This is a genomic window from Serratia sp. MYb239 (genome assembly GCF_002966855.1).
In the GTDB taxonomy this organism is placed as follows: domain Bacteria; phylum Pseudomonadota; class Gammaproteobacteria; order Enterobacterales; family Enterobacteriaceae; genus Serratia_B; species Serratia_B rhizosphaerae.
In genome coordinates this window covers 4,861,566-4,884,978 of the sequence record NZ_CP023268.1, presented here as the reverse complement: position 1 = coordinate 4,884,978, position 23,413 = coordinate 4,861,566, and the positions used below count along the sequence as shown (strand labels likewise).

The window sequence follows — 23,413 nt, the reverse complement described above, 5'->3', positions numbered from 1 at the left end:
TAATCCAAGTTTAATATGACGGTAACTTTATTTTTATATAGTGGAATGTCGCGCATGGTTTTTCTGTTAACTTATCACCTTGAGAATGATATTCTCCATGCAAACGATTAGCGGATGATTATTTTGGCCATGGTGAACTCCTCCTATGAAAATTATCAAACCCCTGCGCCTTAGCGTATTAAATCGCCCTTATCGCTGGCAGGGCCATAACCACCTTGGCGTTTCGGTGATGGCGCTGGCGGATATGGGGGAGGCGCCGCAGCTGCGGCCGGAAGTGGAGCTGTGGCAGCTGGCGGCCAGCGAGCTGCAGACCAGCGGCGGGGTGATTGATATGGCGATCCCCAAAGCCCGGGCGGAGTTTCTGGCCACGGGTTATGCCTACAGCCATCACCAGTCGGATAAAACCGCCGTTGCGGCGCGTATCGAGATCGAAGGTCTGAGCAAAACCCTGGCGGTATATGGCGATCGCTACTGGGCCGGGGATCGGCCAACGCCGCCGCAGCCCTTTGAACAGATGCGGCTGGACTGGAGCCGCGCCTGGGGCGGTGAAGGCCATGATGAAAACCCTCACGGCGTTGGTCTGCATCCGGTGGCAGTCGGTGGCTATCAGCTGCGTCCGTTGCCCAATATCGAATCAATGCAAGAGCGCATCACCGCCGCCGGTCAGCAGCCGGAACCGGCGGGTTTTGGCGCGCTGGATTTACTGTGGCCGCGACGCTTTAAGCGCATGGGTAAAAAATATGATGCCCGCTGGCTGCAGCAGGACTTCCCCGGCTTTGCCCGGGATATCGACTGGCGGGTGTTTAACGCCGCCTCGCCCGATCAGTGGTGGCAGGAGCGTGATGCGCTTCCTCCTCAGGCGCGCTGGCGCATCTGGAATATGCATCCGGAACAGCCGCTGCAGGAGGGCACGCTGCCGCCGTGGCAGGCCCGCTGCTTTATCAACCGCCAGCGCGGCGATGAGACGTTATTCGAAGAAATCGCGCTGCGCGCCACCACCGTCTGGTTCTTCCCGCATCTGCAGCAGATGATCCTTATTTGGCAGGGCAATACCCGCATTAACGAAGATGACGCCGCCGATGTGCTGCAGCTGATGCCCGCTCTGGAGAATGTTGGCGCTGCCCGTTCGGCCAGCCACTATCGCAAGGTGCTGAGCCAGCGAATGGATAAAGAGCGCGGCGCGCTGTTTGCCTTCCGGGAAAAGGACCTGGTGCCGGAAGCCGCCATAGGCCCCTGGATCGACAGTGAAGTGGAGCAGAGCCCCAGCCCGATGCGCGACAATATGAAGAATCGCGCCAACCTGTTACGTGAACAGCATCGGGCACGGCTGGAGGCTCAGGGCGACAGCGTAGATGACCTGCTGCCAGAGTTCGAAGAGCCGGAGATCCCGCCGCTGGACGAACTGCCGGAGTTTATCGACAAGCTGGAACAGCAGGCGGAAGCGCAGCGTCTCGAAGCCGAAGAGCGCAAGCGCGAGATGGAGGCCCGCTTCCCCGAGGCTGCAGAGGATGAAAACGGCCCCCGGGGGCCGGAATCGATGCAGCGTATGCAGGATATGCTGCACCAGAATAAGGATGCCATCAGCGAGAAGAAGCTGGCGCAGAGTCAGGCGGCGTTGCACCAGATGTACCTGATGTCGGTACAGAGCCAGCCGCCGGCCCGGCGTCTGAAGGGCGACCTGGCGCAGATCATTCGCGACCGCGTACAGCGCACCCTGGCACAGGGGGGCGATTTCAGCGGTATGGATCTGACCGGCGCGGACCTTTCCGGTATGGATTTGCGCGGCGCCAACTTCAGCAGGGCGTTGCTGGAGTGTGCCGACCTCAGCCACAGCCGGCTGGATGGTGCCTGCTTGCGCGAGGCGATGCTGGCGCGCTGCGAACTGCATCACAGCTCACTGCGGGAATGCGATCTGGAGAGTGCCAGCCTGGCGTTGGCCCAGTGTTGTCACAGCGATTTCAGTGGCGCGCGTTTTAAAGAAACCCAGCTGCAGCAGACGCTGTTCGACGACTGTATTTTTGACGATGCCGTTCTGGATGGCCTGTTGCTGCGTGAAACCTGGCTGACCCGCTGCCGTTTCCGACGGGCGCGGCTGGAGGGCTGCGTCTTTATGGAGCTGACGCTGCCGGCGCCCGATTTCAGTTCGGCCCGGCTGCATAAAACCACCTTTATGAAAACCACGCTGGAGGCGGCCTGTTTCAGCGGCGCCAGCCTTGAAAGCTGTTCCTGGGTGGAGAGCCACGCCGAGCAGGCGCGGTTTGATGGCGCGACGCTGGTGACCTGTGCGGCGGCATCGGAAAGCGTGCTGAGCGGCGCAGACTTTAGCAATGCCACCCTGAAGCAGTGCAACCTGCGCCAGACGGCGCTGCGCGGCGCTCGTTTCACGCTGGCGAAGCTGGAAAACAGCGATCTCAGCGAAGCCTGCTGCCAGGGCGCAGACTTTACCCGGGCTAATTTAGTGGGTAGTTTGTTTGTGCGCAGCGATTTCCGCCAGGCCGACTTCAGCGACGCCAACCTGATGGGGGCGATTTTGCAAAAAAGCCTGCTGGGCGGTACCCGCTTTAACGGCGCCAATCTGTTCCGGGCCGATCTCTCGCAGGCCATTACTGACAGTGAAACCAGCCTGAACGGCGCCTGGACCAAACGGGTTAAAACGTTGCCGGGCCGTGACGGGGAGACAGTATGAGCCATCTTAGCGCAACAGATTTACAGCAGCGGGTGAAAGGCGGCGAAGCAATTAGCGAGCTGGTGCTGGATGGGCTCGATCTGCGCAACTGCGACCTGTCTGGTGGTATCTTTCAGGAAGTCTCGCTAAACGGTGCCGATCTGCGCGGCGCCAACCTGCATGAGGCGGTGTTTACCGAGTGCGAGCTGAACGATGTTCAGGCCGACGGGGCGCAGCTGGCGCAGACGGTGTTTAACCAGTGCGGCATGGCAAACCTCCGGGCTGCCAGTACGGCGCTGCGCGAGTGCGTCTTTAACGAATGTGTGCTGACGGCCAGCGACTTTTCTGACGGCCAGTTTGATACCACCCAGTTTATGCGCTGCGAGTTGCAGCAAAGCCGTTTTAGCCGCAGCGCGCTGGATCGCAGCACCTTCTTTGAAACGCCGCTGGATAAGGCGCAGTTTTCCCAGTGTCGGCTGCTGATGACCACCTTTTACGGTATCGATTTGCGCGGCGTCGATTTCGGCGGCGCCAGCTTCGAGCGGGTGGTGTTCTTTGAATGCGACCAGCGGAATAAAAGCTATGCCCGCCAGCAGTTTACCGGCTGCCAGTTTACCGATAACCGCCTTGACGAGGCGGATTTCAGCGGCGCGCAGCTGACCCAGTGCAATTTTAAAGGCGCTTCGCTGCAGCGGGCGAACCTGCGACAGGTCGACGCCCGTCAGGCGCTGTTTATGGAGGCCGACCTGAGCGGCGCTCAGTGTCAGGGCAGCCAGTTCGATCAGGCGATTATGGTCAATGCGCTGCTGAGCGGCGCCGATTTCAGTCAGAGCCGGCTGTTTCAGAGCATTTTGCAGCAGGCGATTGCCGTGGGGACCCGTTTCCGCTTCTGCGATCTGACCTATAGCGACTTTTCCGGCGCCGATCTGCGTCAGGCGGATTTTACCGACGTCCGTTTTTCCCGAACCCGCTTTCACCGTGCCCGTCAGGACGGCGCGCACATCCCAAATCGCAGAGGGATGCTGGAATACGATGAAGAATTACTGGCCGCCGAAGCCTGGAGCGCCCAGCGCCACAGCCGAGGTTGAGGTTAAGGAGAGGTGATGAACAATATCAATCATAAACTGGCTCAGGCGGCGCTGCCGCCGCTGCAGGCCGCTGGCCGGGTAACCCACTGTTTTGCCGACGGCAGCCTGATGGTGGAGTGCGAAGGCCGCGGCTGGCACTGCCGCCGGGCGGCAAGCTGTCTGATTGCCCCGGCGGTCGGCGACAGCGTGCTGATCGCCGGCGCGGCGGACAAGGCGTGGCTGCTGGCGGTGCTGGAGCGGGCCGATGAAGGCAGCGCCGAGCTGTCGCTGCCGGGGGATCTGCATATCCGCAGCGCCGGAGAGTTAAGCCTGAGCGGCGCCACCCTGAAGGTGGAGGCGCAGCAAGGGGACTGCCATATCGGCGAGATGAACTACAGCGGCGATAAGCTTTCCGCCTGGGTCAGCCTGACCCGTATGGTCGGCAAGCGCGCCGAATCGGTATGGCAGACGGTGACCCAGGTCAGTCAGAACCTGTTCCGTCATACCCGCAATACCGAGCAGGTGCGGGCCGGGCAGGTGGATATCCGGGCCGATGATTACGCGCGTCTGCACGCGCACAACACGGTGATTACCTCCAAGGCGATCACCAAAGTCGATTCTGAACAGATCCATATGGGCTAAGGAGCCGCGATGTTTGCCAACTGTCAAATGATGGGCGTCGATCTGGCCTTCCCGGACGTGTGCCTGACGCCGATGCCTGCACCGACGCCGGTGCCTTACCCGGATATCGCGCTGGGGCCGACGGCGATCCCCAACGCGCTGAATATTCTGTTTATGGGCATGCCGGCCCACAATATGGCGACGGTGACGCCGCTGACCAATGGCGATAATGCGGGCGTCGCCACCGGCGTGGCGTCCGGCACGGTGATGGGGCCGTCGCGCCACCTGACCGGCTCGTTTACCGTCCTGCTTAAGGGCACGCCGGCCACCCGGCTGACCAGCGTATCCTTGCAGAACTCCACCAATACGGTGGGGATGCGTATTGTTCCCAGCCAGTTTAAGGTCTTGATGCTGGCGCCGTAAGCGCCGTGAAAATCATGGCCGATCGTCGCGTAGCGACATAAAAAAAACGGCTTCCGCCAGCGGAAGCCGTTTTCGTGTTAATCATACGTATGGAACGAAAGCGGATCTATTTATAAGCACCCTGCGTGTGCGACAGCAGATTGGTAGGTATCGGTAGTTGTTGACTGGCCGGTGACGATCTGATTGGAAGCGGCTTCTTTGATGCTGTTTTCCCGCGAGGCATCCAATCCTAATTGGATTCGACTTTTATAATGTCACTATTTTGGCCCAAGCGATAATTATCACCATCGTAAACCGTGAAAGTCACACCAAAATTCCTGCTTTTATCTATGGAAAAAACAGCATCTTTTTCGATACAGTTTACTTTTGTTTTCATATCATCAAAACAAAGTCGGTCATATTTTCCTTCCTCTTTATAACCGTCACCAAAGTCCCAAAAAATAATAGTGAAATAACCAGAGGATGATGGTTTAGGGATATCATATTTTGCTTTCAGCATATCTTTATTTTTTAACCACCAGTTTATTTTTCCCTTATCTGTCAGCGGGAAACTCCTGACTAAAACATAACTATGATTACCATTGTCATGAACTGCAACAACCTCTACCGGACGCAGTGATAACCAAAGCCAGTAGCCAAGCAATACCGAGACAGCTAAGGTGAGAAAGGCAATAGTTTTCTTATTTTTTACTCTCATTTGCGGTCTCCAGAAATTTCTATGGTGGTTTCCATGTTGGTCATAAAGGGCTTAAAACCAAACTGACGGTACCGCTGTAGCACAAACCAGATACGAAAGAAGCGAAACTGATTGAACTTGAATTTTGAAATGTCGTCAACATCAAGGCCAAAGTGATCTTGGACTTTGTAATGAATCACCGCCTGGTAACGGCCATTATCAACCTGTAGCGATTTTATAGTGATGTGTGTTGCCCAGGTGTCGTGGACAGTTATACCCATGCCGTTAAAATTATCCTGGAAGCGGTAAAATTTTGGGAGTTTCCCTTCGAGAATAGCTTTTTGCAATTCATCTTTATCTTTTTACGGGTAATGTTTATTTTCCCAGTCAATATATTTTTCGATAGCCCCACCTAACCGTAAACGAGTACTGTTTGGTGTGTTATCCGACAAAATATGATCCTTCAGCGCCCTGTCTAGGTACATACTACGAAAGGGTGAACCATTGCCATTTTGCATATGAGTAATCATCTGTTCGATCAGATGTCGATACGGACTGTAGATGGCGTAGGGTTTTGACAGGTGGCGGAACTCATCAAACAGCATGGCAGTACATTGCTGACGGGTAATTTTCTCACCTTCTCCACGAGAGCCGTAAAACATAGACCGTGGCTGATTAAACGGAGTGATTTTCGTCAGGGTATATGGATTGGCTCTGGTAGAAACATCCACCAGCCCGTAAAGAGTTTTCAGTTGTGCTTCTGTCAGGTCGCCATAGCGCATATCACTGGCGCTGTAGTCGTCCATCCGCTTTTGAGTTTTGAATATGATGCAGGGAAACTGTAGTGCGGCCATTGTGATACATTCCTTGTATTATAGTCCGTTGAGGTAATCAGCGTGTAAACGTTGTACAGCCCCTGATCGTAATTTTCTGCAGGGGCATAGTGGGTGCTTTATGCGCTCAGTCCATCCTCAAAATGCCACGTAGTATCTTTCAGATTGCCAGGGGATCTCCTGTGCAATGCCTTTCGCATCGGTGGCCTGTGTATGCGATAGCATGCAAAATCACTCGATATTCTGAATCTGCTCGCGCATTTGCTCGATCAGCACCTTCAGCTCAATCGCGGAGGTGGTGACGTCGGCATTGATGGATTTGGAGGCCAGCGTGTTCGATTCGCGGTTGAACTCCTGCATCATAAAGTCGAGGCGACGACCCACGGCCTCTTTTTTCTTCAGGATGTTGCGCGTCTCTTTAACGTGCGCCTCCAGGCGGTCCAGCTCTTCGGCCACGTCGATACGCTGCGCCATCAGCACCAGTTCCTGCTCAAGACGGGTATTTTCCAGCTGCACCTGCGCTTCTTCCAGCTTGCTGACCAGGCGCTCCCGCTGCCATTGCAGAATATTCGGCATCTGCGCGCGCACCTTGACCACTTCTTCGCCGACGGCGTCCAGGCGCTGTTCGATCAGCGCTTTCAGTGCGGTGCCTTCGCTCTCCCGCGCGGCGATAAAGTCATCCAGCGCGCCGTCCAGCGCCTGCAGCAGCTGTGCGCTGATGGCGTCCAGATCCTGCTCCTGTGCGGACATCACGCCCGGCCAGCGCAGCACGTCGATCGGGTTGATTTCCCCTTCGTCGCTTTGCATTTTCACCCAGTTGGCGGCTTCCACCAGCTGTTTGGCCAGCTTTTCGTTCAGAATCAGCGAGCTTTGCGCGCTGGGATCCAGCTCAAAGCGCAGGTTGCACTCCACTTTACCGCGTGTCAGGCGGCCGCGGATGCGTTCACGAACCACCGGCTCCAGGCTGCGGAACTGCTCCGGCAGGCGGATATAGGTTTCCAGGTAACGTTGGTTAACGGAACGCAGCTCCCAAGCTGCGCTGCCCCATTCACCCTTGATTTCACGCCGGGCGTAGGCGGTCATGCTGCGGATCATTGTGCGTACCCGAATTAAGAAATGATGGTTCGATTATAGCGTTGCCGCCGCGGGCAAGATAGGCATAACGTCACGATGCGGCAAGATCGCCGCGCAGCGGGCACTTTGGGCGGTTATCTCGTCACGTTGCTGCAACTGGCGATATTTTGGGTATAATGCGCAGCCAATGATGATTTAACGTCGGAGAAAGCCCCATGCGTCCAGCTGGCAGAGCACCACAACAAGTTCGCCCCCTGACACTCACCCGTCACTACACGAAACACGCTGAAGGTTCAGTGCTGGTTGAGTTTGGCGATACCAAAGTTCTGTGCACCGCCACGGTTGAAGATGGCGTACCGCGCTTTCTGAAAGGCCAGGGGCAAGGCTGGATCACTGCAGAATACGGCATGCTGCCGCGTTCGACCCACAGCCGCAACGCCCGTGAAGCGGCGAAAGGCAAGCAGGGCGGACGCACGCTGGAGATTCAGCGGTTGATCGCCCGTTCGCTGCGTGCGGCGGTCGATCTGAAAAAACTGGGCGAGTTCACCATTACGCTCGACTGCGACGTGCTGCAGGCGGATGGCGGCACCCGCACCGCCTCGATTACCGGCGCCTGCGTGGCGCTGGCCGACGCGCTCAATGCGCTGGTTGCCGCCGGCAAGCTGAAGGCTAACCCGATGAAAGGCATGGTGGCCGCCGTTTCTGTCGGCATCGTGGGCGGCGAGCCGGTCTGCGATCTGGAATATGTGGAAGATTCCGCAGCGGAAACCGATATGAACGTGGTGATGATGGAAGATGGCCGCATGATCGAGGTGCAGGGCACCGCAGAAGGTGAGCCGTTCAGCCATGATGAGCTGCTGGCGTTGCTGGCGTTGGCCCGAGGGGGCATCGACACTATTTTCCAGGCGCAGAAAGCGGCGCTGGCAGAATAATTTTTAAGGCGACTGAGAAGTCGCCTTTTTTACGCCCGGCGATCGGGCGCAGTATGAATCAGTATCAAGACGAGGAGAAGCAGTCATGAAAGCCTATCAGCGCCGGTTTATCGAGTTTGCGCTTAACAAGCAGGTATTGAAGTTCGGCGAGTTCACCCTGAAATCCGGCCGCACCAGCCCGTATTTCTTCAACGCCGGCCTGTTCAATACCGGGCGCGACCTTGCGCTGTTAGGGCGTTTTTATGCTGAGGCGCTGGTGGATGCCGGCATTGATTTCGATTTGCTGTTTGGCCCGGCGTATAAAGGCATTCCGATTGCTACCACCACCGCCGTCGCGCTGGCCGAACATCACGATCGCGACGTGCCTTACTGCTTCAACCGTAAAGAGGCGAAAACCCACGGCGAAGGCGGCTCGTTGGTCGGCAGCCCGTTGCAGGGGCGCGTGATGCTGGTGGATGATGTGATCACCGCCGGTACTGCTATCCGTGAGTCTATGGAGATTATCAACGCCAGCGGCGCCAGCCTGGCCGGCGTGCTGATTTCCCTCGACCGCCAGGAGCGCGGCCGTGGCGAAGTGTCAGCGATTCAGGAAGTGGAGCGCGATTATCACTGCAAGGTCATCTCTATCGTCACGTTGCAGGATCTGATCGCCTATTTGGCAGAAAAGCCGGAAATGGCGGAGCATCTGGCGGCGGTGCGCGCTTACCGCGAACAGTACGGCATTTAATCGCGCGGCTGACGATATAATAACGCCGGGCATGCCCGGCGTTATCTTACTGTAACTGCGCCGCCAGCAGCGGCCAGCGTCCTTCAAACTCTTCCGTTGGGCGGTAGCGGAATTCGGAACGCACATAGCGTGACAGCATGCCTTCGCAGAATGCCAGCAGCTGGCTGGCCAGCATGGTTTCATCCACGATAAAACCTTTCCCTTCCCGCAGCTTGCGCTCTTTCAACACCTGGCGCAGTTGCGCTTCTATGCGTTCAAACAGCTGGTTAATCCGGCCCTGCAGGCGATCCTGTTCAAACATCAGCGCATGGCCGGTCATAATCCGCGTTAACCCCGGGTTGCGCTCGGCAAAGCTGAGGACGAGCAGCAGAATCAGCCGCAGGCGGCTGAAGGTCTCTTTTTCATCCTGCAGGATCAGGTTGATACGCGTGATCAGGCTGTCTTCGATAAACTCGATCAGGCTGTCGAACATCCGCGTCTTGCTGGGAAAATGCCGGTACAGCGCGGCTTCAGAGACACCGACATTCGCAGCCAGTTTTGCCGTGGTGATGCGCTGGCTGCCGTCGCTGGATTCCAGCATCTGGGCTAACGCCTGCAGTATCTCCTCGCGCCGATTCCTTTTGGTATTTTCTTTTTCTGCCATGTCTGATTAGACCCTTGCTAAAACGGCTTGGACTTTTGGAAACCCGGCACCGGCCGCGCCAGAAGCTATTCTGTGCGGCTTATGTGATAGCTTTTTTACGGTGTGGGGTCAGCGGTCTTTACGACCGGTTTTCTTCGCATTGCCTGGCCTGCGGCGGTTATGCGCCTCATGGTATGACGCGCAGAGCCTTGTCGGCAGCCGGGAAACCCGTTGCTGAGGTCTCCATGCCTCCGGAATACGGTGTTTCAGGCGGCTTCCCTGCCGGCCATCCTAATGCGGTATTGCTTATTGGCGACCCGAGTGGCCGAAGCCGCCCTCGCCGCGTTCGCTGCTGTCGAATTCTTCGACCAGGTTGAATTCCGCCTGCACCACCGGTACGAAGACCATCTGCGCGATGCGTTCGCCCGGCTCGATGGTGAACGTCTTTTGCCCGCGGTTCCATACGGAAACCATCAGTTGCCCCTGATAGTCGGAGTCGATCAGGCCGACCAGATTGCCCAGCACGACGCCGTGCTTATGGCCCAGGCCGGAGCGCGGCAGGATCACCGCCGCCAGGTTGGCGTCAGCGATGTGAATGGCCAGACCGGTCGGCAGCAGGGTGGTTTCCCCCGGCGCCAGCTCGACCGCAGCGTCCAGGCAGGCGCGCAGATCGAGGCCCGCAGAACCCGGCGTGGCGTAGGTCGGTAATGGAAAATCTTGACCGATACGCGGGTCGAGAATCTTAACGTCGATTTTTTTCATCATAACGGCTGACTATCTCGTCTATTAAACGTTGGCCAAGGAGAGCTTTATCGCTAAGCGCCAGGCGCTTTTCCCCATCCTGCCAAAAAAGGTGTAAGGCATTGGTGTCACTGTTGAAACCCTGCCCTGCAAGCGATACATCGTTGGCGCAGATTACATCCAGTTTCTTACGCGCCAGTTTTTGTCGCGCGTATTCTTCCACATTCTGGGTTTCGGCAGCAAACCCAACGACAAACGGTCGGTTTTTGTTCATGGCGGCAACGCCGGCGACAATGTCGGGGTTTTTTACCATCTTGATGGTGATGTCATCACCCTGTTTTTTTATTTTTTCATCGGCCACCTGTGCCGGGCGGTAATCCGCCACCGCGGCGCAGGAGACGAAAATATCCTGCTGAGCCGCCCGCTGCTGCACGGCCTGCTCCATCTCCAGCGCGCTGGTGACGTCAATACGCGTTACCGACGGCGGGGTCGGCTGATCCACCGGCCCGGCGATCAGCGTCACCTGCGCGCCGCGCGCTGCGGCTGCGGCGGCAATGGCAAAGCCCATTTTGCCCGAGCTGTGGTTGCTGATAAAGCGTACCGGATCCAGCGCCTCGCGCGTCGGGCCGGCGGTGACCATCAGCTTAAGGTGCGTGAGGTCCTGCGGCGTTGAGAAGTGGCGGTTCGCCAGGTCGACCAGCTCCAGCGGGTCGAGCATGCGTCCCGGACCGACGTCGCCGCAGGCCTGGCTGCCGCTGTCCGGCCCCCACATCAGCATGCCGCGCGCCTGCAGGGTGCGCAGGTTAGCCTGCGTCGCCGTGGCACGGTACATCTGTTGGTTCATCGCCGGTGCGGCTGCGATGGGGGCGGCGGTTGCCAGGCACAGGGTGGTGAGCAGGTCGTTGGCCATGCCGGCGGCGACGCGCGCCAGCAAATCCGCCGTTGCCGGCGCCAGAATCACCAGATCGGCCCACTTGCCCAGCTCGATATGGCCCATGGCGGCCTCTGCGGCGGGATCCAGCAGATCGTCCGACACCGGATAGCCGGAAACCGCCTGCAGCGTCAGCGGGGTAATGAACGACTGCGCAGCCTGGGTCATCACTACGCGTACTTCGGCGCCCCTGTCGCGCAGGCGGCGCACCAGCTCCGGGCATTTATACGCGGCGATGCCGCCGCTGATGCCCAGTACGATATGTTTGCCGGAAAGTCCCGTCATCGTCATTGTCCGATTGAAAACCGAAAGATGCGCCATTTTAGCATACTCGCCGCGTGGATGAGCGTTTCTGCATAACCTGGTGGTCGTTACATTGAGCTTTGCGCGGTGCATCGCAAGCTTATCCGGCAGCCGTCGTTAACCCCGGCATCGCATGGCATGATAGCCAGCTCAGGGAGGACGAATCATGAATAATCACGGTCTGGCGCCGTGGCCGGGTGAGCTGGCGCCAAGGGAAAAATTGCTGCGCGACGGCGCGGCGGCACTTTCGGATGTTGAACTGCTGGCGATTTTTTTGCGTACCGGTTTTCCCGGCGTACACGTTATGTCGCGTGCGGAACAGCTGCTGCGGCAGTTTGGCTCGCTGCATCGGCTGGTGTCGGCGGATTATGCCCAGCTGTGCGCTCAGAAGGGCGTGGGGGACGCCACATACAGCCAGCTGAGCGCTACGTCGGAACTGGCGTTTCGCTGCTTTTCCAGCCGGTTGACGCAGGAGGACGCGCTGCTGAACCCGCAGGTCACCCGCAATTACCTGCAAAGTCTGCTGACGCATCGCGAACGAGAGGTTTTTTTAGTGTTGTTGCTGGATAACCAGCACCGGGTGCTCCGCCATCAGGAAATGTTTGCGGGCAGCATCAGCAGCGTGGTGGTTCACCCGCGGGAAATCGTGCGCGAAGCCTTAAAAGCGAATGCTGCCGCCATTATTTTGGCGCATAATCACCCCTCGGGGCGGGCTGAACCCAGCCTGGCCGACCGCCAAATCACCGAACAAATCGTCAATGCCTGCCAATTATTGGAGATCCGGGTGCTCGATCATCTGGTTATCGGCCGGGGCGAATGCGTCTCTTTTGCCGAGCGCGGCTGGCTTTAGGAAAAAATTTCGCGATCCTTGAGGGATCTTTAGCTGTTCGGGACTTGAGCACTTACGCTTCAGAGCGTATACTACGCCACCTTTGAGAATCTTGGGTTTGGCGTTAAGAGCCTATCTCAGCAGGTTTCTGACCTGATGTGTGGTTTCTGACCTGATGACGAGAGTCTCCTCAGTATGAAGTTTGCTGAGATGGGCTCTAAAGCCTGACGAGGCGGCCATACCCTATACGAAGCTCGAGCTGATTTGATTTTTGGAGAATAGACATGTCCCGAGTCTGCCAAGTTACTGGCAAGCGCCCGGTGAGCGGTAACAACCGTTCCCACGCAATGAACGCGACCAAACGCCGTTTTCTGCCAAACCTGCACTCACACCGTTTTTGGGTTGAGGCTGAGAAGCGCTTTGTAACTCTGCGTGTATCTGCTAAAGGTATGCGTATTATTGATAAGAAGGGTATTGAGACGGTTCTGGCCGATCTGCGTGCCCGTGGTGAGAAGTATTAAGGAAAGGAACTGAATCATGGCTAAAGGTGTTCGCGAGAAGATCAAGCTGGTTTCTTCTGCTGGTACTGGTCACTTCTATACCACCACGAAGAACAAGCGTACTAAGCCGGAAAAACTGGAACTGAAGAAATTCGATCCAGTTGTCCGTCAGCACGTAGTCTACAAAGAAGCTAAAATTAAGTAATTCTTAGTTTAGTGGATTAAGTAAAACCCGGCTTCGGCCGGGTTTTTTGCTTTTTGCCCTCCGTATTTGGCCGTGCGTCAGCCGCTGTTCTGCTGCGGGGATTCACAGAGCCGCCGCCAGGCAGTAATCTGGACGTCGTAGGGCAACCGAATGCGAGAGGAGCGCGCCGTGCCAGAATTACCAGAAGTTGAAACCAGTCGCCGCGGTATTGAACCGTATCTTGTCGGGCACAGCATCCAGTATGCGGTGGTGCGCAATGCGCGTTTACGCTGGCCGGTCTCTGAGCAGATCCTGGCGTTAAGCGATCGGCCGGTGCGCAGCGTCCAGCGTCGCGCCAAATACCTGCTGATTGAACTGGATGCCGGCTGGATTATTGTGCACCTCGGCATGTCGGGCAGCCTGCGTGTGCTGGCGGAAGAGGTCGAAGCCGGCAAGCATGACCACGTCGATCTGGTGATGAGCAACGGTATGATTCTGCGCTATACCGACCCGCGTCGCTTTGGCGCCTGGCTGTGGTGTGAAGACCTGGCAACCAGTAACGTGTTGGCTCACCTGGGGCCGGAACCGCTTGGCGATGCCTTTGACGGCCAATACCTGTTTGATAAGTCACGCAATAAGCGCACGCTGATTAAACCCTGGCTGATGGACAACAAGCTGGTGGTAGGCGTTGGAAATATCTATGCCAGCGAGTCGCTGTTTACCGCCGGGATCCTTCCTGACCGTCCCGCAGGATCTTTGAGTTTGCCAGAGGCCGAACTGCTGGCGAAAACAATCAAGGCCGTGTTGCAGCGCTCGATTGAACAGGGCGGAACCACGCTGCGTGATTTTCTGCAATCGGACGGGAAACCGGGATATTTTGCACAGGAATTACAGGTTTACGGACGCACCGGCGAGCCTTGCCGCGTGTGCGGTACGCCGATTGAGAGCGCGAAGCACGGGCAGCGCAGCACCTTCTTTTGCCGCGGCTGCCAGCATTAAGGATTAGTTGGACGCCAGCTTTTCCAGCAGCGCCTTGGTGACGACATCCGGCAGGAATGGAGAGATGTCGCCGCCGTGGCGCGCCACCTCTTTGACCAGCGAAGAGGAGATAAACGACCACTCTTCTGACGGCATCAGGAAGACGCTTTCCAACTGGGGCATCAGGTGGCGGTTCATATTGGCCAGCTGTAATTCATATTCGAAATCCGATACCGCCCGCAGCCCGCGCACCAGAATATTGGCGTTTTGATGTTCGGCAAAATGCGCCATCAGCTCGCTGAAGCCCAAGACTTCCACGTTATCCAGATGCGCGGTTACCTGCGTCGCCAGTTCGACGCGCTCATCCAGCGTAAACAACGGTTTTTTGCTCGGACTGGCGGCAATGGCCAGAATCACGCGATCGAACATCATTGACGCCCGGGTCACCAGATCCAGGTGGCCGTTGGTCATGGGATCGAAAGTTCCGGGGTAGATGGCTTTACGGGTCATGATTTACTTCTCTGAGTAGTTGCGGCCCAACGCCCACAGTGCGGCGTACTTGTTGAAGGTATATTGCGCGTTAACCACGGCTAACAGCAACCCCTGTTTACCGTCAAGAAAGCCGGCGCGCAGCAGCCAGGTCTTGCAGAAGGCGCCAAGCGTATGGGTGAGTATGGAGAGGTAACCACAGCGTTTGCCGGCGGCGTGGCGCTGGTTGGCCCACTCCTGTGCGTAGTGCAGTTGTTTGCGCTGGAAGGTGAAGAAATCACGGCAGGTCAGGTGCAATAAATCGCCCTGTAACGGGACGATGCGCGCGCCGTGCGTATTGAGTGACTCGTGCACCAGGTCGTCGTTATAGCGGTAGCGTTCACGCGCATACAGACGATTGACGCGGTCTGGATACCAGCCGCTATGGCGCATGAAACGGCCAAGAAACAGATTACGCCGTCCCAGGCTGTAAATCTGGTCGTCATCCGCGGCGTTCAGCACCTGTTCGATGGCGCGGCGCAATTCTGGCGTAACACGTTCGTCGGCATCGATCATCAACACGTAATCGCAGCTGGCGTAGCTTTGCGCGAGCTGGCGCTGTTTGCCGAAGCCTTGCCAGTTACGGTTGATGAAGACTTTGGCGCCAAGGCTTTCGGCAATGGCCGCCGTATCATCCTGGCTGCCGGAGTCCAGTACGATGACCTCATCCGCCCAGTTGACCGACTGCAGACAATCCGGCAGCAGCGCGGCTTCATTTTTGGCGATCATCACGACCGACAGGCTTTTGCGGTTTTCCATCAGTGGCTCCGGGGCGGCAGATAAGGCTCCAGCAGATGCAGCAGGCGTTGCAGCGCGCCTTGGTTCTGATACAGCACTTCAACGGCGTGACGGCCGTAGTAGCGGCGATAATCCTCGTCGGTCAGCAGCGTATCCACTTCTTTAACCAGAGAATCGGTATCGGTGACGGTAATCAACCCTTCAGACTGGGAGAGCTTGCCGCAAATATCCTTAAAGTTAAAGGTATGCGGGCCCATCAGCACCGGAATGGCATGCGCTGCGGCTTCCAGCGGGTTATGTCCGCCACGCTCCACCAGGCTGCCGCCGACGAAGGCCAGATCGGCAATGCCGTACAGCAGCATCAGTTCGCCCATGGTATCGCCGATCACCACCTGGGTGCTGCTGGAGGGAATTTCGCCGCTGCTGCGGGTGGTGTAGCTGAAGCCGGCCTTTTGCGTTAAATCTTTGGCGGTCTGGAAGCGTTCCGGGTGGCGCGGCACCAGAATCAGCAGCAGGTCGGGATGTTTTTCCAGCAGCTTACGGTGCGCCGCCAGCAAGATGGTCTCTTCCCCTTCATGCGTGCTGGTGGCTATCCATACCGGACGCCGCGGCGCCCATTGGCGGCGCAGCGTAACGGCCCGGGCAGCCAGCTCCGGGGTAACGGAAATATCAAACTTCAGGCTGCCGGTGACGGTTAATTGAGAGCGCTTCAGCCCTAGCTCGATAAAGCGGTCGCCGTCTTCCTGATTCTGTGCGGCGATAAGCGTAATGCGGCGCAGCATATCGCGCATAAAACCGCCGATCTTTTTATAGCCGGCGGCGGAACGGGCAGAAAGGCGTGCATTGGCGATCACCAGCGGGATCTGGCGCTGATGCAGCGCGTTGATCATGTTTGGCCACAGTTCGGTTTCCATGATGATGACCAGCTTCGGGTTAACCTGGTCGAGGAAACGGTGCATGGAACCGGGCAGATCGTAGGGGAGGTAGACGTGATGTACATCTTTGCCGAAGGCGGACTGGACACGCTCTGAACCTGTTGGGGTCATTGTGGTCACAGTAATCGGTAAAGAGGGGTAGCGGTGGCGCAGGGCGCGCACCAAAGGAATGGCGGCGAGCGTTTCGCCGACGGAAACGGAATGCAGCATGATGCCGTCGGGAACCACTTTCCCGGCGCAGAAACCATAGCGTTCGGCCCAGCGCTTGCGGTAGGCCGGCGCTTTGCGGCTGCGCAGCAATAAGCGAAGCCAGATCAGGGGCTGAATGAGGTAGAGGAGTACCTGATATAAACGCAGCAACATTCTATCAATTTCATTTTTATGGGTTATTCGGAATAGTACCATAATCGGCAGGGAAAGGCGCTAATTTGGTGGCTTCGGGCACCAGTTTCAGACAACAGACGGGTGGTTTCGTCGATAGGGTTGATATGAAAAATATTTTAATTATTCGCCGCGATAACATTGGCGATCTTGTTTGCACCCTCCCTTTGATTGAAGGCGTAAAAATTGCGTATCCAGATGCAAAGCTCTATTTGCTAATTAACAAAATCAGCCAGGACGTTGTAAAAAATAACCCGCATATTGAGAAGGTTTTTGTCTATAAAAAGGCAAAGCACAAAGCGAAGAATGAAACGACGCTGGGGGTGTATTTCGAGCGCCTGCTGATATTCCTGAAATTGCGGAAGATAAAATTCGATGCGGTGATTCTGGCGAATCCCGTCCCCTGCAAGTACAGCCTGCGACTGGCGAAAATGGCGGGCGGCAAACATATTATCGGCGCCGATCTCGGTACGCCGGAAATAACCCGGCCGTTCAAACCGGCGGATTTCCACGGTAAACACCAGGTGGAACATACCTTTAGCTATTTGTCGGCGATCGCTGAACGGCAAATAGCCATTCCACCCGTGCGGGCTTATTTAAGCGCCCAAGAGCAGCAGCAGGCGCAGCAGCGTATACAGGCGCTATTACCGCAAGCGGAACATATTTATGCGGTGCATATCAGCAGCCGGATGGCCAACCGGCGCTGGCCGCTGGAGCGCTATGCCGAGATTATTCGCCGCTTGACCGATGACCCGCGTAATTCGGTGCTGATATTCTGGTCGCCACAGGGTACGCTGGCGCCGGATGATATCGGCGACCAGCAGCGCGCTCAGCAACTGCTGGCGCAGTGCGACAGTCAGCGCGTTGCGCTGTACCCGACGGCGTCGGTACGTGAGCTGCTGGCCGCGTTTGAGCGCTGTGACCTGGTGTTGTGCAGCGACGGCGGGCAGATGCATCTGGCGGCGGCGGTAAACAGCACGCAGGTGGTATTCTTCGGCGATACCGACAAGGATTCCTGGCACCCGTGGTCGGGTAAATACGCTATTTTGCAAACGGAATCGGGTGAGTGCGCCGACGTGACGGTCGATGAGGTGTGGCAGCAGATTCGGGCGCTGCAGTAGTTGAGAAGGGAGGTGCGGGTCCCTCCCTTTAATTTACTGCGCCAAAGCCAGATACTGTGCGCAAATGGGGTGCAGGCCGTAACGTAATAACTGCTGGTGATCGATCTCCGGCGGTTGGCGATAGGTCTGCACCATTTTTTCAGCCAGAGATTGCTCATTTAAATCTGCCAGCGCCTGGGGCATTCCAGCGTTTTCCAAGATTTCCGTTGGGCCGCCAGGGCATCGGGTACTGACGACCGGGGTACCGCATAGCAGCGCTTCTACCAGCACATTACCAAACCCTTCGCTGTCTGAACTGAGTACTAACTGTGCCGCGTGTTTGATAAACGGGTAGGGGTTCTCCTGAAATCCCAAGAACAGAACGCGTTGCTCGATGCCTAACTCAATCGCCAGCCGTTTGATTTTTTCCACTTCATTTTCATTACCGGTGCCGATTAACGCCAATGGTGCTTCGATACCTGAAAGCGCATAGGCTTTCAGCAGCCGGTCGTGGCGTTTGTGCGGATGAATGCGTCCGACGTGCACCAAATACTGCTGGCCAGCCAGCTCACACGGCTGTGACGCCAGCGATTCTATGGCGGCGATATCAAATGGATTGTTGATGACGGCCAGGCGTTGCGGATGAACCGGCAGATTGTTTTGGAGATCGTCGCCGACCGCGCGTGAAACGGCGACGATATTGCGCTGCTGGTAGACGTTGGCGATCTTACGCTGCTTGAGCCAGCGGTCCAGCCCGGTACGGTGGCCGAGGTATGAGGTGGAGAGTATGCCGTGAATACAAAACCATAACCGTTCGTTGTTAAGTCTCTTGCTACGGCTGACGATACGATCCGTTTTATGCAGGTTGGAGAAAATCAGGTCATAGACGCCATGCTGCTGCTCGTTAGCGATAACGGCGCGATCCAGCTGTGCGGCACGGCGGGATAGTTCCGTCAGCTTGCGCCAGGGTTTACGGCAGTTGTCCGGCACGACTTGATAGTCGATGCCGGAAGGAATGGGATAGTTACAGACGTCCCGCAGTGAAATCAGGCTGACGCTATGACCAAGTTGCTGCATGCCCTGGCACAGCGTTAACACGACTTTTTCTGCACCGCCGCCGGGCAAGCCATCGATAATCATCAGAATACGCATAATCAATCCAGAATTTGGTTATACAGCGAAATCAGCTGCTCGGACAGGCTCGCCGGCGTTGCCGGCATAATGCGCTGTCGGGCTGCTTCACCCATGGATGACCCCAGTGCCTGCCGCGGTAAATCGCGTACTGCGGCGGTTAACGCCGCGACATCCAGCGCATCACACACAAAACCATTTTGTCCGGCGGTGATAAACTCCGCTCCACCGCATGTGGTGCTGGTGATCACCGGCAGGCCGCATGACATAGCTTCCAGAATAACGTTGGGGAATGGGTCATACAGCGTGGGCAGCAGCAGGCCATCGGCGGCCTGATAGAAAGGCAGCGTCTGTTTCTGCACGCCCATAAAGCGGATGCGATCGCTGCAGCCTAGCGATTGAGCCAGCGCGCGGTAGCGCTTTTCCGCCTTGTCTTTGCCCACAACCAACAGATAACTGTCGGTAGCCGCCACGGCGCGGATCGCCGCCGCCAGGCCTTTGCGTTCGAAACCGGAGCCGACGAAGATCAGGCAGTGCGCCTGCTGCGGAATCTGGTATTGCTGGCGCAGCAGCAGCCGCTGTGCGTCGTCGGCGGGCAGGAACTTCTGGTTATCGATAGCATTGTAAATCACTTTGATCTTATCGGCGGGAACGCCAAAATCGTCGATGATTTCCTGTTTAATCATTTCTGCGTTGCAGATCACTGCCTTCAGTTCGGGCGCGGCGTACATCGCCCGTTCGGCGCACATCACGTAGCGGTGGTAACGGTTGGAGAACAGCCATTTACGGCGCCACTCCGGCAGCAGGCGCGCACGCTGCAGCAGCCAGCGGCGGTGCACGCCGTCGCCGGCCCGGTAAATATCGCAGCCGGCGATGCGCTCATGACTTTGCACCAGATCGAACCGTTCTTTTTGCCACAGCGCGCGCGCCGCTTCGGCAAAGCCGCGCTCCCGGCTGATGCGCCCGAGTTTGAACGGGTCACACAGGTGAATATGCCAGTTTGGGTTGGCGTCGCCCTGCCATTCGCGGGTGATGACGTTGAGTTCGAGGTCCTGCTGTTCCAACGCCTCTAAAGCACGGGAGACAAAACGCTCAGCCCCGCCGTCCGGGCGGTATTTTTGACGAACAATCGCCAAACGCAATGCGGTCATGAAAGCTGGCTCCGCGCGGCAGTAATCACCGCGTCTGTAGGAATAAGGTTAAGGTAACGCTCATCGGTACCGGTGTTAACCGCGTCCGGATCGGGCAATGGCCCGTAGTCGCCGGCCCAGATAACCTGGCCGATAACCTGCCATGGGCGCCAGAACGTCAGCTTGGACGGGCCAAACAGCGCGATGCAGGGCGTTTTCAGCGCGGCGGCCATATGCATGGGCACGGAGTCTACGCCAATAAACAGCTTGGCGTGATCGATGATTGCCGCCAGTTGCCGCAGGGTGAGCTGTCCTGCCAGCGACACAACGCCCTGTTTGGGGCAGTGCGCCAGAATGTTGTTCACCATTTTACGCTCTTTCTCATCGGGGCCGGAGGTAATGACCACCGTGTGGCCATCGGCCTGCAGGGCCGTGATGACCGCCGCCATTTTCTCTTCGCTCCAGCATTTAAAGAACCAACGCGAGGTGGGCTGCACGACGATATAGTCATGCGGTACATCGTGCTGCCGCAGCAGCGTTTCGCTGCTCTGCCAATCCTGCTCGGCATAGCTCATGGTGACCTGCGTATCGCTGAGTGGCAGACCAAGCGGCTGCAGCAAAGAAAGGTTCTGCTCCACCGTATGCAAGGTGCCATGGGTTTCGACGGAGACGAGTTGCGTATGGCAATGCTGCCAGAGAAAACCACGGCGTTTGGGGAAAGCAAAGCCCAAACGGATGCGTGCGCCCGTCAGGCGCGTAATCAGCGCGCTGCGCCATTGGTCGGCCAGGTTCACCACCAGATCGTAACGTTGCGCCTGCAACTGGCGGATCAGGCGCCATTCATGGCCCATATGAGCCTTGGCGCCCTGTTTTTTCCACTGGCGGTCAATGGCGAATATCCGTGATATTGCCGGGTTGCTGGCTAACATATCCTGCGTTTCCTGGTACAGCAGCACGTCTATCTGCGCCTGCGGGTAGTTAGCTTTTAGCGTATTGATGACCGGCGTGGTCAGCAGCATATCGCCGTGGTGGCGCAGCTTAATAACTAAAATACGCTGTATCGATGTTGCTGGGATCGGTGCTGACGCGTCGTTCATCGTGATTCGCTATATGGGAAACCAGCGAATGATTCTAAATGACCCTCTCGCATGTGGCTACTGTTGCGGATTTTTCTTGCGAATCGTGGAAAAATAGCACGATAAACGAGACAAATCCGTTGCGCCGTTGTCCAAACCTGACGGCGAAGTCGTTTGCTCACGGCAGGCTGGCTGCGTAACATGTTTGTATATTATTGATATCAGGCGCGATATTTATGACTAAACCGGCATTTCTCATCACGATAGATACTGAAGGCGACAACCTGTGGCAGAACCACGATCGTATTACGACTGACAATACCCGCTTTTTACCTCGCTTTCAGGCGCTGTGTGAGAAATATGCGTTTAAACCGGTTTATCTCACCAATTATGAAATGGCGGTCGACCCGCAATACGTCGAATTTGCCCGTGATGTGATTGCGCGCGGCACCGGCGAAGTGGGTATGCATCTGCACGCCTGGAACAGCCCGCCGCTGACGCCGCTGACCGATGATGACTGGCGGCATAAGCCTTATCTGATTGAGTATCCGGCTGACCAAATCCGCGCCAAGGTCGACCATATGACCAAGCTGCTGGAAGATGCCTTCCAGACTAAAATGCTGAGCCACCGCGCCGGGCGCTGGGCTTTCAACGAGTATTACGCCGAGCTGCTGCTGGAATTTGGCTATCAGGTCGACTGTTCGGTCACGCCACGGGTCAACTGGCAGTATTCGCCGGGCAACCCGCAGGGCAACGGCGGCACTGATTACCGCGCGTTTCCGTCACACGCCTACTTTATCGATCCGCAAAATATTGCGCGGCCGGGCCAGTCCGGCCTGCTGGAAGTGCCGATGAGCATTCAATACAAACATTCTGGCGCGATGAACGCGATTAAGCAGGGTTACGATCGCCTGCGCGGCAAGCGGCGCTCACCGTCGGTGCACTGGCTGCGTCCGAGCGGCAATAATCTGGCGCAGATGAAGCGGGTTGCTGAACTCTCTTTGGCGGAAGGTAATGATTACATTGAGTTTATGCTGCACTCCTCGGAGTTTATGCCCGGCGGCAGCCCGACGTTCAAAAATGAGCAGGATATTGAGGCGCTGTATCGTGATTTGGAACAGCTTTTTGCCTGGTTGCAGCAACATACGGTCGGTATGACGTTGGCTGAGTATTATCAACTGAAAGTGAATTGAAATGTCTAAGAAATGGAAAATAAAGGCTGCTAACTGGTTTTTACGAAAATACGTCGCAAAGCGCGGCCGTTTTCAAGATAAAGCCACTTTTGATCCCGACATGCAGTTTGCCCAGATCGTGATTTACTCTACCACTGCGCTCGGCGATTTCATGTTTAATACGCCGGCAATTCGCGCCGTACGAGAGCGGTATCCTGAAGCCCATATTACGCTGGTGGTGCATAAAAAGAACCAGGAGCTGGTGGAGAACGGCCGCTATATTGACCGCGTGGTATATTGGGACAGCAAATTTAAAAGCATGGGGCCGCTGTTAACGTCTCTGCGTGAATATCCGCCTGACCTGGCGTTAATACTGCATTCCCACCAACCTTATGATGTTATCAGTGCGGTGCTGGCCGGCGCCAAGTACATTATCCGCGATAATTACCGCAATGGTATTTGTGGTCTGGAAGAGTGGCTGACTAACTATGTTTTCGACTATTACGGCCACTTTATCCGGCGCAAGCTGGAGTTGATTTCGGTATTGGGCTGCCGCTCTGATGATCCGACGATGGAAGTTTTGGCGCCGTTTCCCGCAGAGGAAAAGAGCGCGGAATACTGCACTATCGGTTTTCAACTTGGCGCCTCAACAGAATCACGCTGTTGGCCGGTTTCTCATTTTGTAAAGCTGGCGGATGAGCTGGTCGCTCGGCATGATAACGTGCGGATTGTGCTGATTGGCGCACCTTTTGACGATGGAAAAGCACAGCAGTTTTTGCAGCAGGTTCAGGATAAAACGCGTACGCACGTGGATAACCGCATTGGGAAAACCGGGCTGCGGCAGTTGCTGACGTTGCTGAGCGGTTTCCATCTGCTGGTTACCGGGGATACCGGGCCGCTGCACTTAGCTATTGCTCTGAAGGTGAGAACCATCAGCCTGTTTGTTACCGCCGATCCGCGCACGACCGGCCCGATTCAGGATCTTGAATTGCACCGTATCGTGCATGCGTCACGAACCGGTTATACCCTGCCTTTGGAGGCTGAAAGCCCGATGGGGGTGATTCAGCCGTCGCGCGTCTACCAAGAAGTGGTGGAACATTTGTCCCTTGGCTGATA

24 protein-coding genes and 1 pseudogene are annotated in these 23,413 nt (G+C 56.7%); 13 read left to right on the top strand and 12 right to left on the bottom strand.

The genetic code is table 11. The features are described from left to right. Window positions 1-145: 145 nt before the first annotated feature. Genes CLM71_RS23360 through CLM71_RS23345 form a run of 4 tightly spaced genes read left to right on the top strand, consistent with a single transcriptional unit; the run spans window position 146 to window position 4,776 of the window. A complete protein-coding gene (locus CLM71_RS23360; RefSeq protein WP_105233095.1) occupies window positions 146-2,686 on the top strand; it encodes a DUF2169 domain-containing protein in 2,541 nt (846 codons plus the stop codon). Continuing rightward, window positions 2,683-3,753 carry a pentapeptide repeat-containing protein gene (locus CLM71_RS23355; RefSeq protein WP_105233094.1) on the top strand — a complete coding sequence of 357 codons (1,071 nt, stop codon included), beginning with the start codon at window positions 2,683-2,685 and terminating at the stop codon, window positions 3,751-3,753. Before CLM71_RS23360 ends, CLM71_RS23355 begins: the two co-directional genes overlap by 4 nt. A gap of 15 nt (window positions 3,754-3,768) precedes the next feature. After that, entirely contained in the window at window positions 3,769-4,374 is a 606-nt protein-coding gene (locus tag CLM71_RS23350) for a DUF3540 domain-containing protein (protein WP_061321839.1), read from the top strand. A gap of 9 nt (window positions 4,375-4,383) precedes the next feature. Beyond that, complete coding sequence (locus tag CLM71_RS23345; RefSeq protein ID WP_105233093.1) at window positions 4,384-4,776, top strand: DUF4150 domain-containing protein; 393 nt, start codon at window positions 4,384-4,386, stop codon at window positions 4,774-4,776. A gap of 229 nt (window positions 4,777-5,005) precedes the next feature. Here CLM71_RS23345 and CLM71_RS23340 read toward each other — a convergent pair whose 3' ends face one another. The 3 genes and pseudogenes from CLM71_RS23340 to CLM71_RS23330 all read right to left on the bottom strand — a co-directional run bounded on the left by CLM71_RS23340 (window position 5,006) and on the right by CLM71_RS23330 (window position 7,380). Continuing rightward, complete coding sequence (locus tag CLM71_RS23340) at window positions 5,006-5,473, bottom strand: DUF943 family protein (RefSeq protein WP_105233092.1); 468 nt, start codon at window positions 5,471-5,473, stop codon at window positions 5,006-5,008. Further along, a pseudogene (locus tag CLM71_RS23335) lies at window positions 5,457-6,306 on the bottom strand (YPO3983 family protein). Before CLM71_RS23335 ends, CLM71_RS23340 begins: the two are co-directional and overlap by 17 nt. Window positions 6,307-6,516: 210 nt before the next feature. Then, entirely contained in the window at window positions 6,517-7,380 is an 864-nt protein-coding gene (locus CLM71_RS23330) for a YicC/YloC family endoribonuclease (protein ID WP_061321841.1), read from the bottom strand. 194 nt (window positions 7,381-7,574) lie between these two features. On the opposite strand from CLM71_RS23330, the gene rph reads away from it, so the two are divergent. After that, window positions 7,575-8,291 (top strand): ribonuclease PH, encoded by a 717-nt coding sequence (rph, locus tag CLM71_RS23325; RefSeq protein WP_105233091.1) that lies wholly within the window; start codon window positions 7,575-7,577, stop codon window positions 8,289-8,291. A gap of 85 nt (window positions 8,292-8,376) precedes the next feature. Beyond that, complete coding sequence (gene pyrE / locus CLM71_RS23320) at window positions 8,377-9,018, top strand: orotate phosphoribosyltransferase (RefSeq protein ID WP_105233090.1); 642 nt, start codon at window positions 8,377-8,379, stop codon at window positions 9,016-9,018. A gap of 46 nt (window positions 9,019-9,064) precedes the next feature. Here the strand turns inward: pyrE and slmA are convergent, their stop codons facing one another. The 3 genes from slmA to coaBC all read right to left on the bottom strand — a co-directional run bounded on the left by slmA (window position 9,065) and on the right by coaBC (window position 11,597). Then, window positions 9,065-9,661, bottom strand: coding sequence for a nucleoid occlusion factor SlmA (gene slmA / locus CLM71_RS23315; protein WP_015962367.1), 597 nt, complete (start codon window positions 9,659-9,661; stop codon window positions 9,065-9,067). Window positions 9,662-9,946: 285 nt separating this feature from the next. Then, window positions 9,947-10,405, bottom strand: a complete 459-nt coding sequence (dut, locus tag CLM71_RS23310) for a dUTP diphosphatase (protein WP_105233089.1) — start codon at window positions 10,403-10,405, stop codon at window positions 9,947-9,949. Further along, complete coding sequence (gene coaBC / locus CLM71_RS23305) at window positions 10,383-11,597, bottom strand: bifunctional phosphopantothenoylcysteine decarboxylase/phosphopantothenate--cysteine ligase CoaBC (RefSeq protein ID WP_105233556.1); 1,215 nt, start codon at window positions 11,595-11,597, stop codon at window positions 10,383-10,385. Before coaBC ends, dut begins: the two co-directional genes overlap by 23 nt. Before the next feature lie 184 nt (window positions 11,598-11,781). Between coaBC and radC the strand changes: the two genes are divergently transcribed. The 4 genes from radC (at window position 11,782) to mutM (ending at window position 14,127) form a co-directional block, all read left to right on the top strand. After that, the gene (gene radC, locus CLM71_RS23300) at window positions 11,782-12,465 is read left to right on the top strand and encodes a DNA repair protein RadC (protein ID WP_105233088.1); all 684 of its coding nucleotides are present in this window, start codon (window positions 11,782-11,784) and stop codon (window positions 12,463-12,465) included. A gap of 263 nt (window positions 12,466-12,728) precedes the next feature. Next, window positions 12,729-12,965 carry a 50S ribosomal protein L28 gene (gene rpmB, locus CLM71_RS23295; protein ID WP_015962363.1) on the top strand — a complete coding sequence of 79 codons (237 nt, stop codon included), beginning with the start codon at window positions 12,729-12,731 and terminating at the stop codon, window positions 12,963-12,965. A 16-nt stretch (window positions 12,966-12,981) separates the two neighbouring features. Then, window positions 12,982-13,149: a 50S ribosomal protein L33 gene (gene rpmG, locus CLM71_RS23290; RefSeq protein ID WP_002442576.1), complete on the top strand. Its 168-nt coding sequence runs from the start codon at window positions 12,982-12,984 to the stop codon at window positions 13,147-13,149. A gap of 168 nt (window positions 13,150-13,317) precedes the next feature. Continuing rightward, complete coding sequence (gene mutM, locus CLM71_RS23285; protein WP_105233554.1) at window positions 13,318-14,127, top strand: bifunctional DNA-formamidopyrimidine glycosylase/DNA-(apurinic or apyrimidinic site) lyase; 810 nt, start codon at window positions 13,318-13,320, stop codon at window positions 14,125-14,127. Between the two features lie 3 nt (window positions 14,128-14,130). Here the strand turns inward: mutM and coaD are convergent, their stop codons facing one another. From coaD to waaA, 3 genes are read right to left on the bottom strand one after another with little or no spacing between them, the layout of a single operon-like run. Continuing rightward, entirely contained in the window at window positions 14,131-14,616 is a 486-nt protein-coding gene (coaD, locus tag CLM71_RS23280) for a pantetheine-phosphate adenylyltransferase (protein ID WP_105233087.1), read from the bottom strand. Between the two features lie 3 nt (window positions 14,617-14,619). Next, window positions 14,620-15,393, bottom strand: coding sequence for a glycosyltransferase family 2 protein (locus tag CLM71_RS23275; RefSeq protein ID WP_105233086.1), 774 nt, complete (start codon window positions 15,391-15,393; stop codon window positions 14,620-14,622). Further along, a complete protein-coding gene (waaA, locus tag CLM71_RS23270; protein ID WP_105233085.1) occupies window positions 15,393-16,670 on the bottom strand; it encodes a lipid IV(A) 3-deoxy-D-manno-octulosonic acid transferase in 1,278 nt (425 codons plus the stop codon). The genes CLM71_RS23275 and waaA overlap by 1 nt, the downstream gene beginning before the upstream one ends. A 125-nt stretch (window positions 16,671-16,795) precedes the next feature. Between waaA and CLM71_RS23265 the strand changes: the two genes are divergently transcribed. Further along, entirely contained in the window at window positions 16,796-17,809 is a 1,014-nt protein-coding gene (locus CLM71_RS23265) for a glycosyltransferase family 9 protein (RefSeq protein WP_105233084.1), read from the top strand. A 33-nt stretch (window positions 17,810-17,842) separates the two neighbouring features. Here the strand turns inward: CLM71_RS23265 and CLM71_RS23260 are convergent, their stop codons facing one another. From CLM71_RS23260 to rfaQ, 3 genes are read right to left on the bottom strand one after another with little or no spacing between them, the layout of a single operon-like run. Continuing rightward, on the bottom strand, window positions 17,843-18,940 hold the full coding sequence (locus CLM71_RS23260) for a glycosyltransferase (protein WP_105233083.1): 1,098 nt from the start codon (window positions 18,938-18,940) through the stop codon (window positions 17,843-17,845). Between the two features lie 2 nt (window positions 18,941-18,942). Then, the gene (locus tag CLM71_RS23255; RefSeq protein ID WP_105233082.1) at window positions 18,943-20,070 is read right to left on the bottom strand and encodes a glycosyltransferase family 4 protein; all 1,128 of its coding nucleotides are present in this window, start codon (window positions 20,068-20,070) and stop codon (window positions 18,943-18,945) included. Beyond that, window positions 20,067-21,146: a putative lipopolysaccharide heptosyltransferase III gene (gene rfaQ / locus CLM71_RS23250; protein WP_105233081.1), complete on the bottom strand. Its 1,080-nt coding sequence runs from the start codon at window positions 21,144-21,146 to the stop codon at window positions 20,067-20,069. The genes CLM71_RS23255 and rfaQ overlap by 4 nt, the downstream gene beginning before the upstream one ends. Before the next feature lie 215 nt (window positions 21,147-21,361). Here rfaQ and CLM71_RS23245 point away from each other — a divergent pair, with 215 nt between their 5' ends. Both CLM71_RS23245 and CLM71_RS23240 read left to right on the top strand, forming a co-directional pair. Then, a complete protein-coding gene (locus CLM71_RS23245) occupies window positions 21,362-22,318 on the top strand; it encodes a polysaccharide deacetylase family protein (protein ID WP_105233080.1) in 957 nt (318 codons plus the stop codon). Window position 22,319: 1 nt separating this feature from the next. Next, complete coding sequence (locus tag CLM71_RS23240) at window positions 22,320-23,411, top strand: glycosyltransferase family 9 protein (protein ID WP_105233079.1); 1,092 nt, start codon at window positions 22,320-22,322, stop codon at window positions 23,409-23,411. Window positions 23,412-23,413: the final 2 nt, after the last annotated feature.

What these genes read in the sequence shown, in the direction of transcription:
- CLM71_RS23360 (WP_105233095.1), top strand. Translation starts at nt 146, where the DNA reads ATGAAAATTATCAAACCCCTGCGCCTTAGCGTATTAAATCGCCCTTAT.
- CLM71_RS23355 (WP_105233094.1), top strand. Translation starts at nt 2,683, where the DNA reads ATGAGCCATCTTAGCGCAACAGATTTACAGCAGCGGGTGAAAGGCGGC.
- CLM71_RS23350 (WP_061321839.1), top strand. Translation starts at nt 3,769, where the DNA reads ATGAACAATATCAATCATAAACTGGCTCAGGCGGCGCTGCCGCCGCTG.
- CLM71_RS23345 (WP_105233093.1), top strand. Translation starts at nt 4,384, where the DNA reads ATGTTTGCCAACTGTCAAATGATGGGCGTCGATCTGGCCTTCCCGGAC.
- CLM71_RS23340 (WP_105233092.1), bottom strand. Translation starts at nt 5,473, where the DNA reads ATGAGAGTAAAAAATAAGAAAACTATTGCCTTTCTCACCTTAGCTGTC.
- CLM71_RS23330 (WP_061321841.1), bottom strand. Translation starts at nt 7,380, where the DNA reads ATGATCCGCAGCATGACCGCCTACGCCCGGCGTGAAATCAAGGGTGAA.
- rph (WP_105233091.1), top strand. Translation starts at nt 7,575, where the DNA reads ATGCGTCCAGCTGGCAGAGCACCACAACAAGTTCGCCCCCTGACACTC.
- pyrE (WP_105233090.1), top strand. Translation starts at nt 8,377, where the DNA reads ATGAAAGCCTATCAGCGCCGGTTTATCGAGTTTGCGCTTAACAAGCAG.
- slmA (WP_015962367.1), bottom strand. Translation starts at nt 9,661, where the DNA reads ATGGCAGAAAAAGAAAATACCAAAAGGAATCGGCGCGAGGAGATACTG.
- dut (WP_105233089.1), bottom strand. Translation starts at nt 10,405, where the DNA reads ATGATGAAAAAAATCGACGTTAAGATTCTCGACCCGCGTATCGGTCAA.
- coaBC (WP_105233556.1), bottom strand. Translation starts at nt 11,597, where the DNA reads ATGACGGGACTTTCCGGCAAACATATCGTACTGGGCATCAGCGGCGGC.
- radC (WP_105233088.1), top strand. Translation starts at nt 11,782, where the DNA reads ATGAATAATCACGGTCTGGCGCCGTGGCCGGGTGAGCTGGCGCCAAGG.
- rpmB (WP_015962363.1), top strand. Translation starts at nt 12,729, where the DNA reads ATGTCCCGAGTCTGCCAAGTTACTGGCAAGCGCCCGGTGAGCGGTAAC.
- rpmG (WP_002442576.1), top strand. Translation starts at nt 12,982, where the DNA reads ATGGCTAAAGGTGTTCGCGAGAAGATCAAGCTGGTTTCTTCTGCTGGT.
- coaD (WP_105233087.1), bottom strand. Translation starts at nt 14,616, where the DNA reads ATGACCCGTAAAGCCATCTACCCCGGAACTTTCGATCCCATGACCAAC.
- CLM71_RS23275 (WP_105233086.1), bottom strand. Translation starts at nt 15,393, where the DNA reads ATGGAAAACCGCAAAAGCCTGTCGGTCGTGATGATCGCCAAAAATGAA.
- waaA (WP_105233085.1), bottom strand. Translation starts at nt 16,670, where the DNA reads ATGTTGCTGCGTTTATATCAGGTACTCCTCTACCTCATTCAGCCCCTG.
- CLM71_RS23265 (WP_105233084.1), top strand. Translation starts at nt 16,796, where the DNA reads ATGAAAAATATTTTAATTATTCGCCGCGATAACATTGGCGATCTTGTT.
- CLM71_RS23260 (WP_105233083.1), bottom strand. Translation starts at nt 18,940, where the DNA reads ATGCGTATTCTGATGATTATCGATGGCTTGCCCGGCGGCGGTGCAGAA.
- CLM71_RS23255 (WP_105233082.1), bottom strand. Translation starts at nt 20,070, where the DNA reads ATGACCGCATTGCGTTTGGCGATTGTTCGTCAAAAATACCGCCCGGAC.
- rfaQ (WP_105233081.1), bottom strand. Translation starts at nt 21,146, where the DNA reads ATGAACGACGCGTCAGCACCGATCCCAGCAACATCGATACAGCGTATT.
- CLM71_RS23245 (WP_105233080.1), top strand. Translation starts at nt 21,362, where the DNA reads ATGACTAAACCGGCATTTCTCATCACGATAGATACTGAAGGCGACAAC.
- CLM71_RS23240 (WP_105233079.1), top strand. Translation starts at nt 22,320, where the DNA reads ATGTCTAAGAAATGGAAAATAAAGGCTGCTAACTGGTTTTTACGAAAA.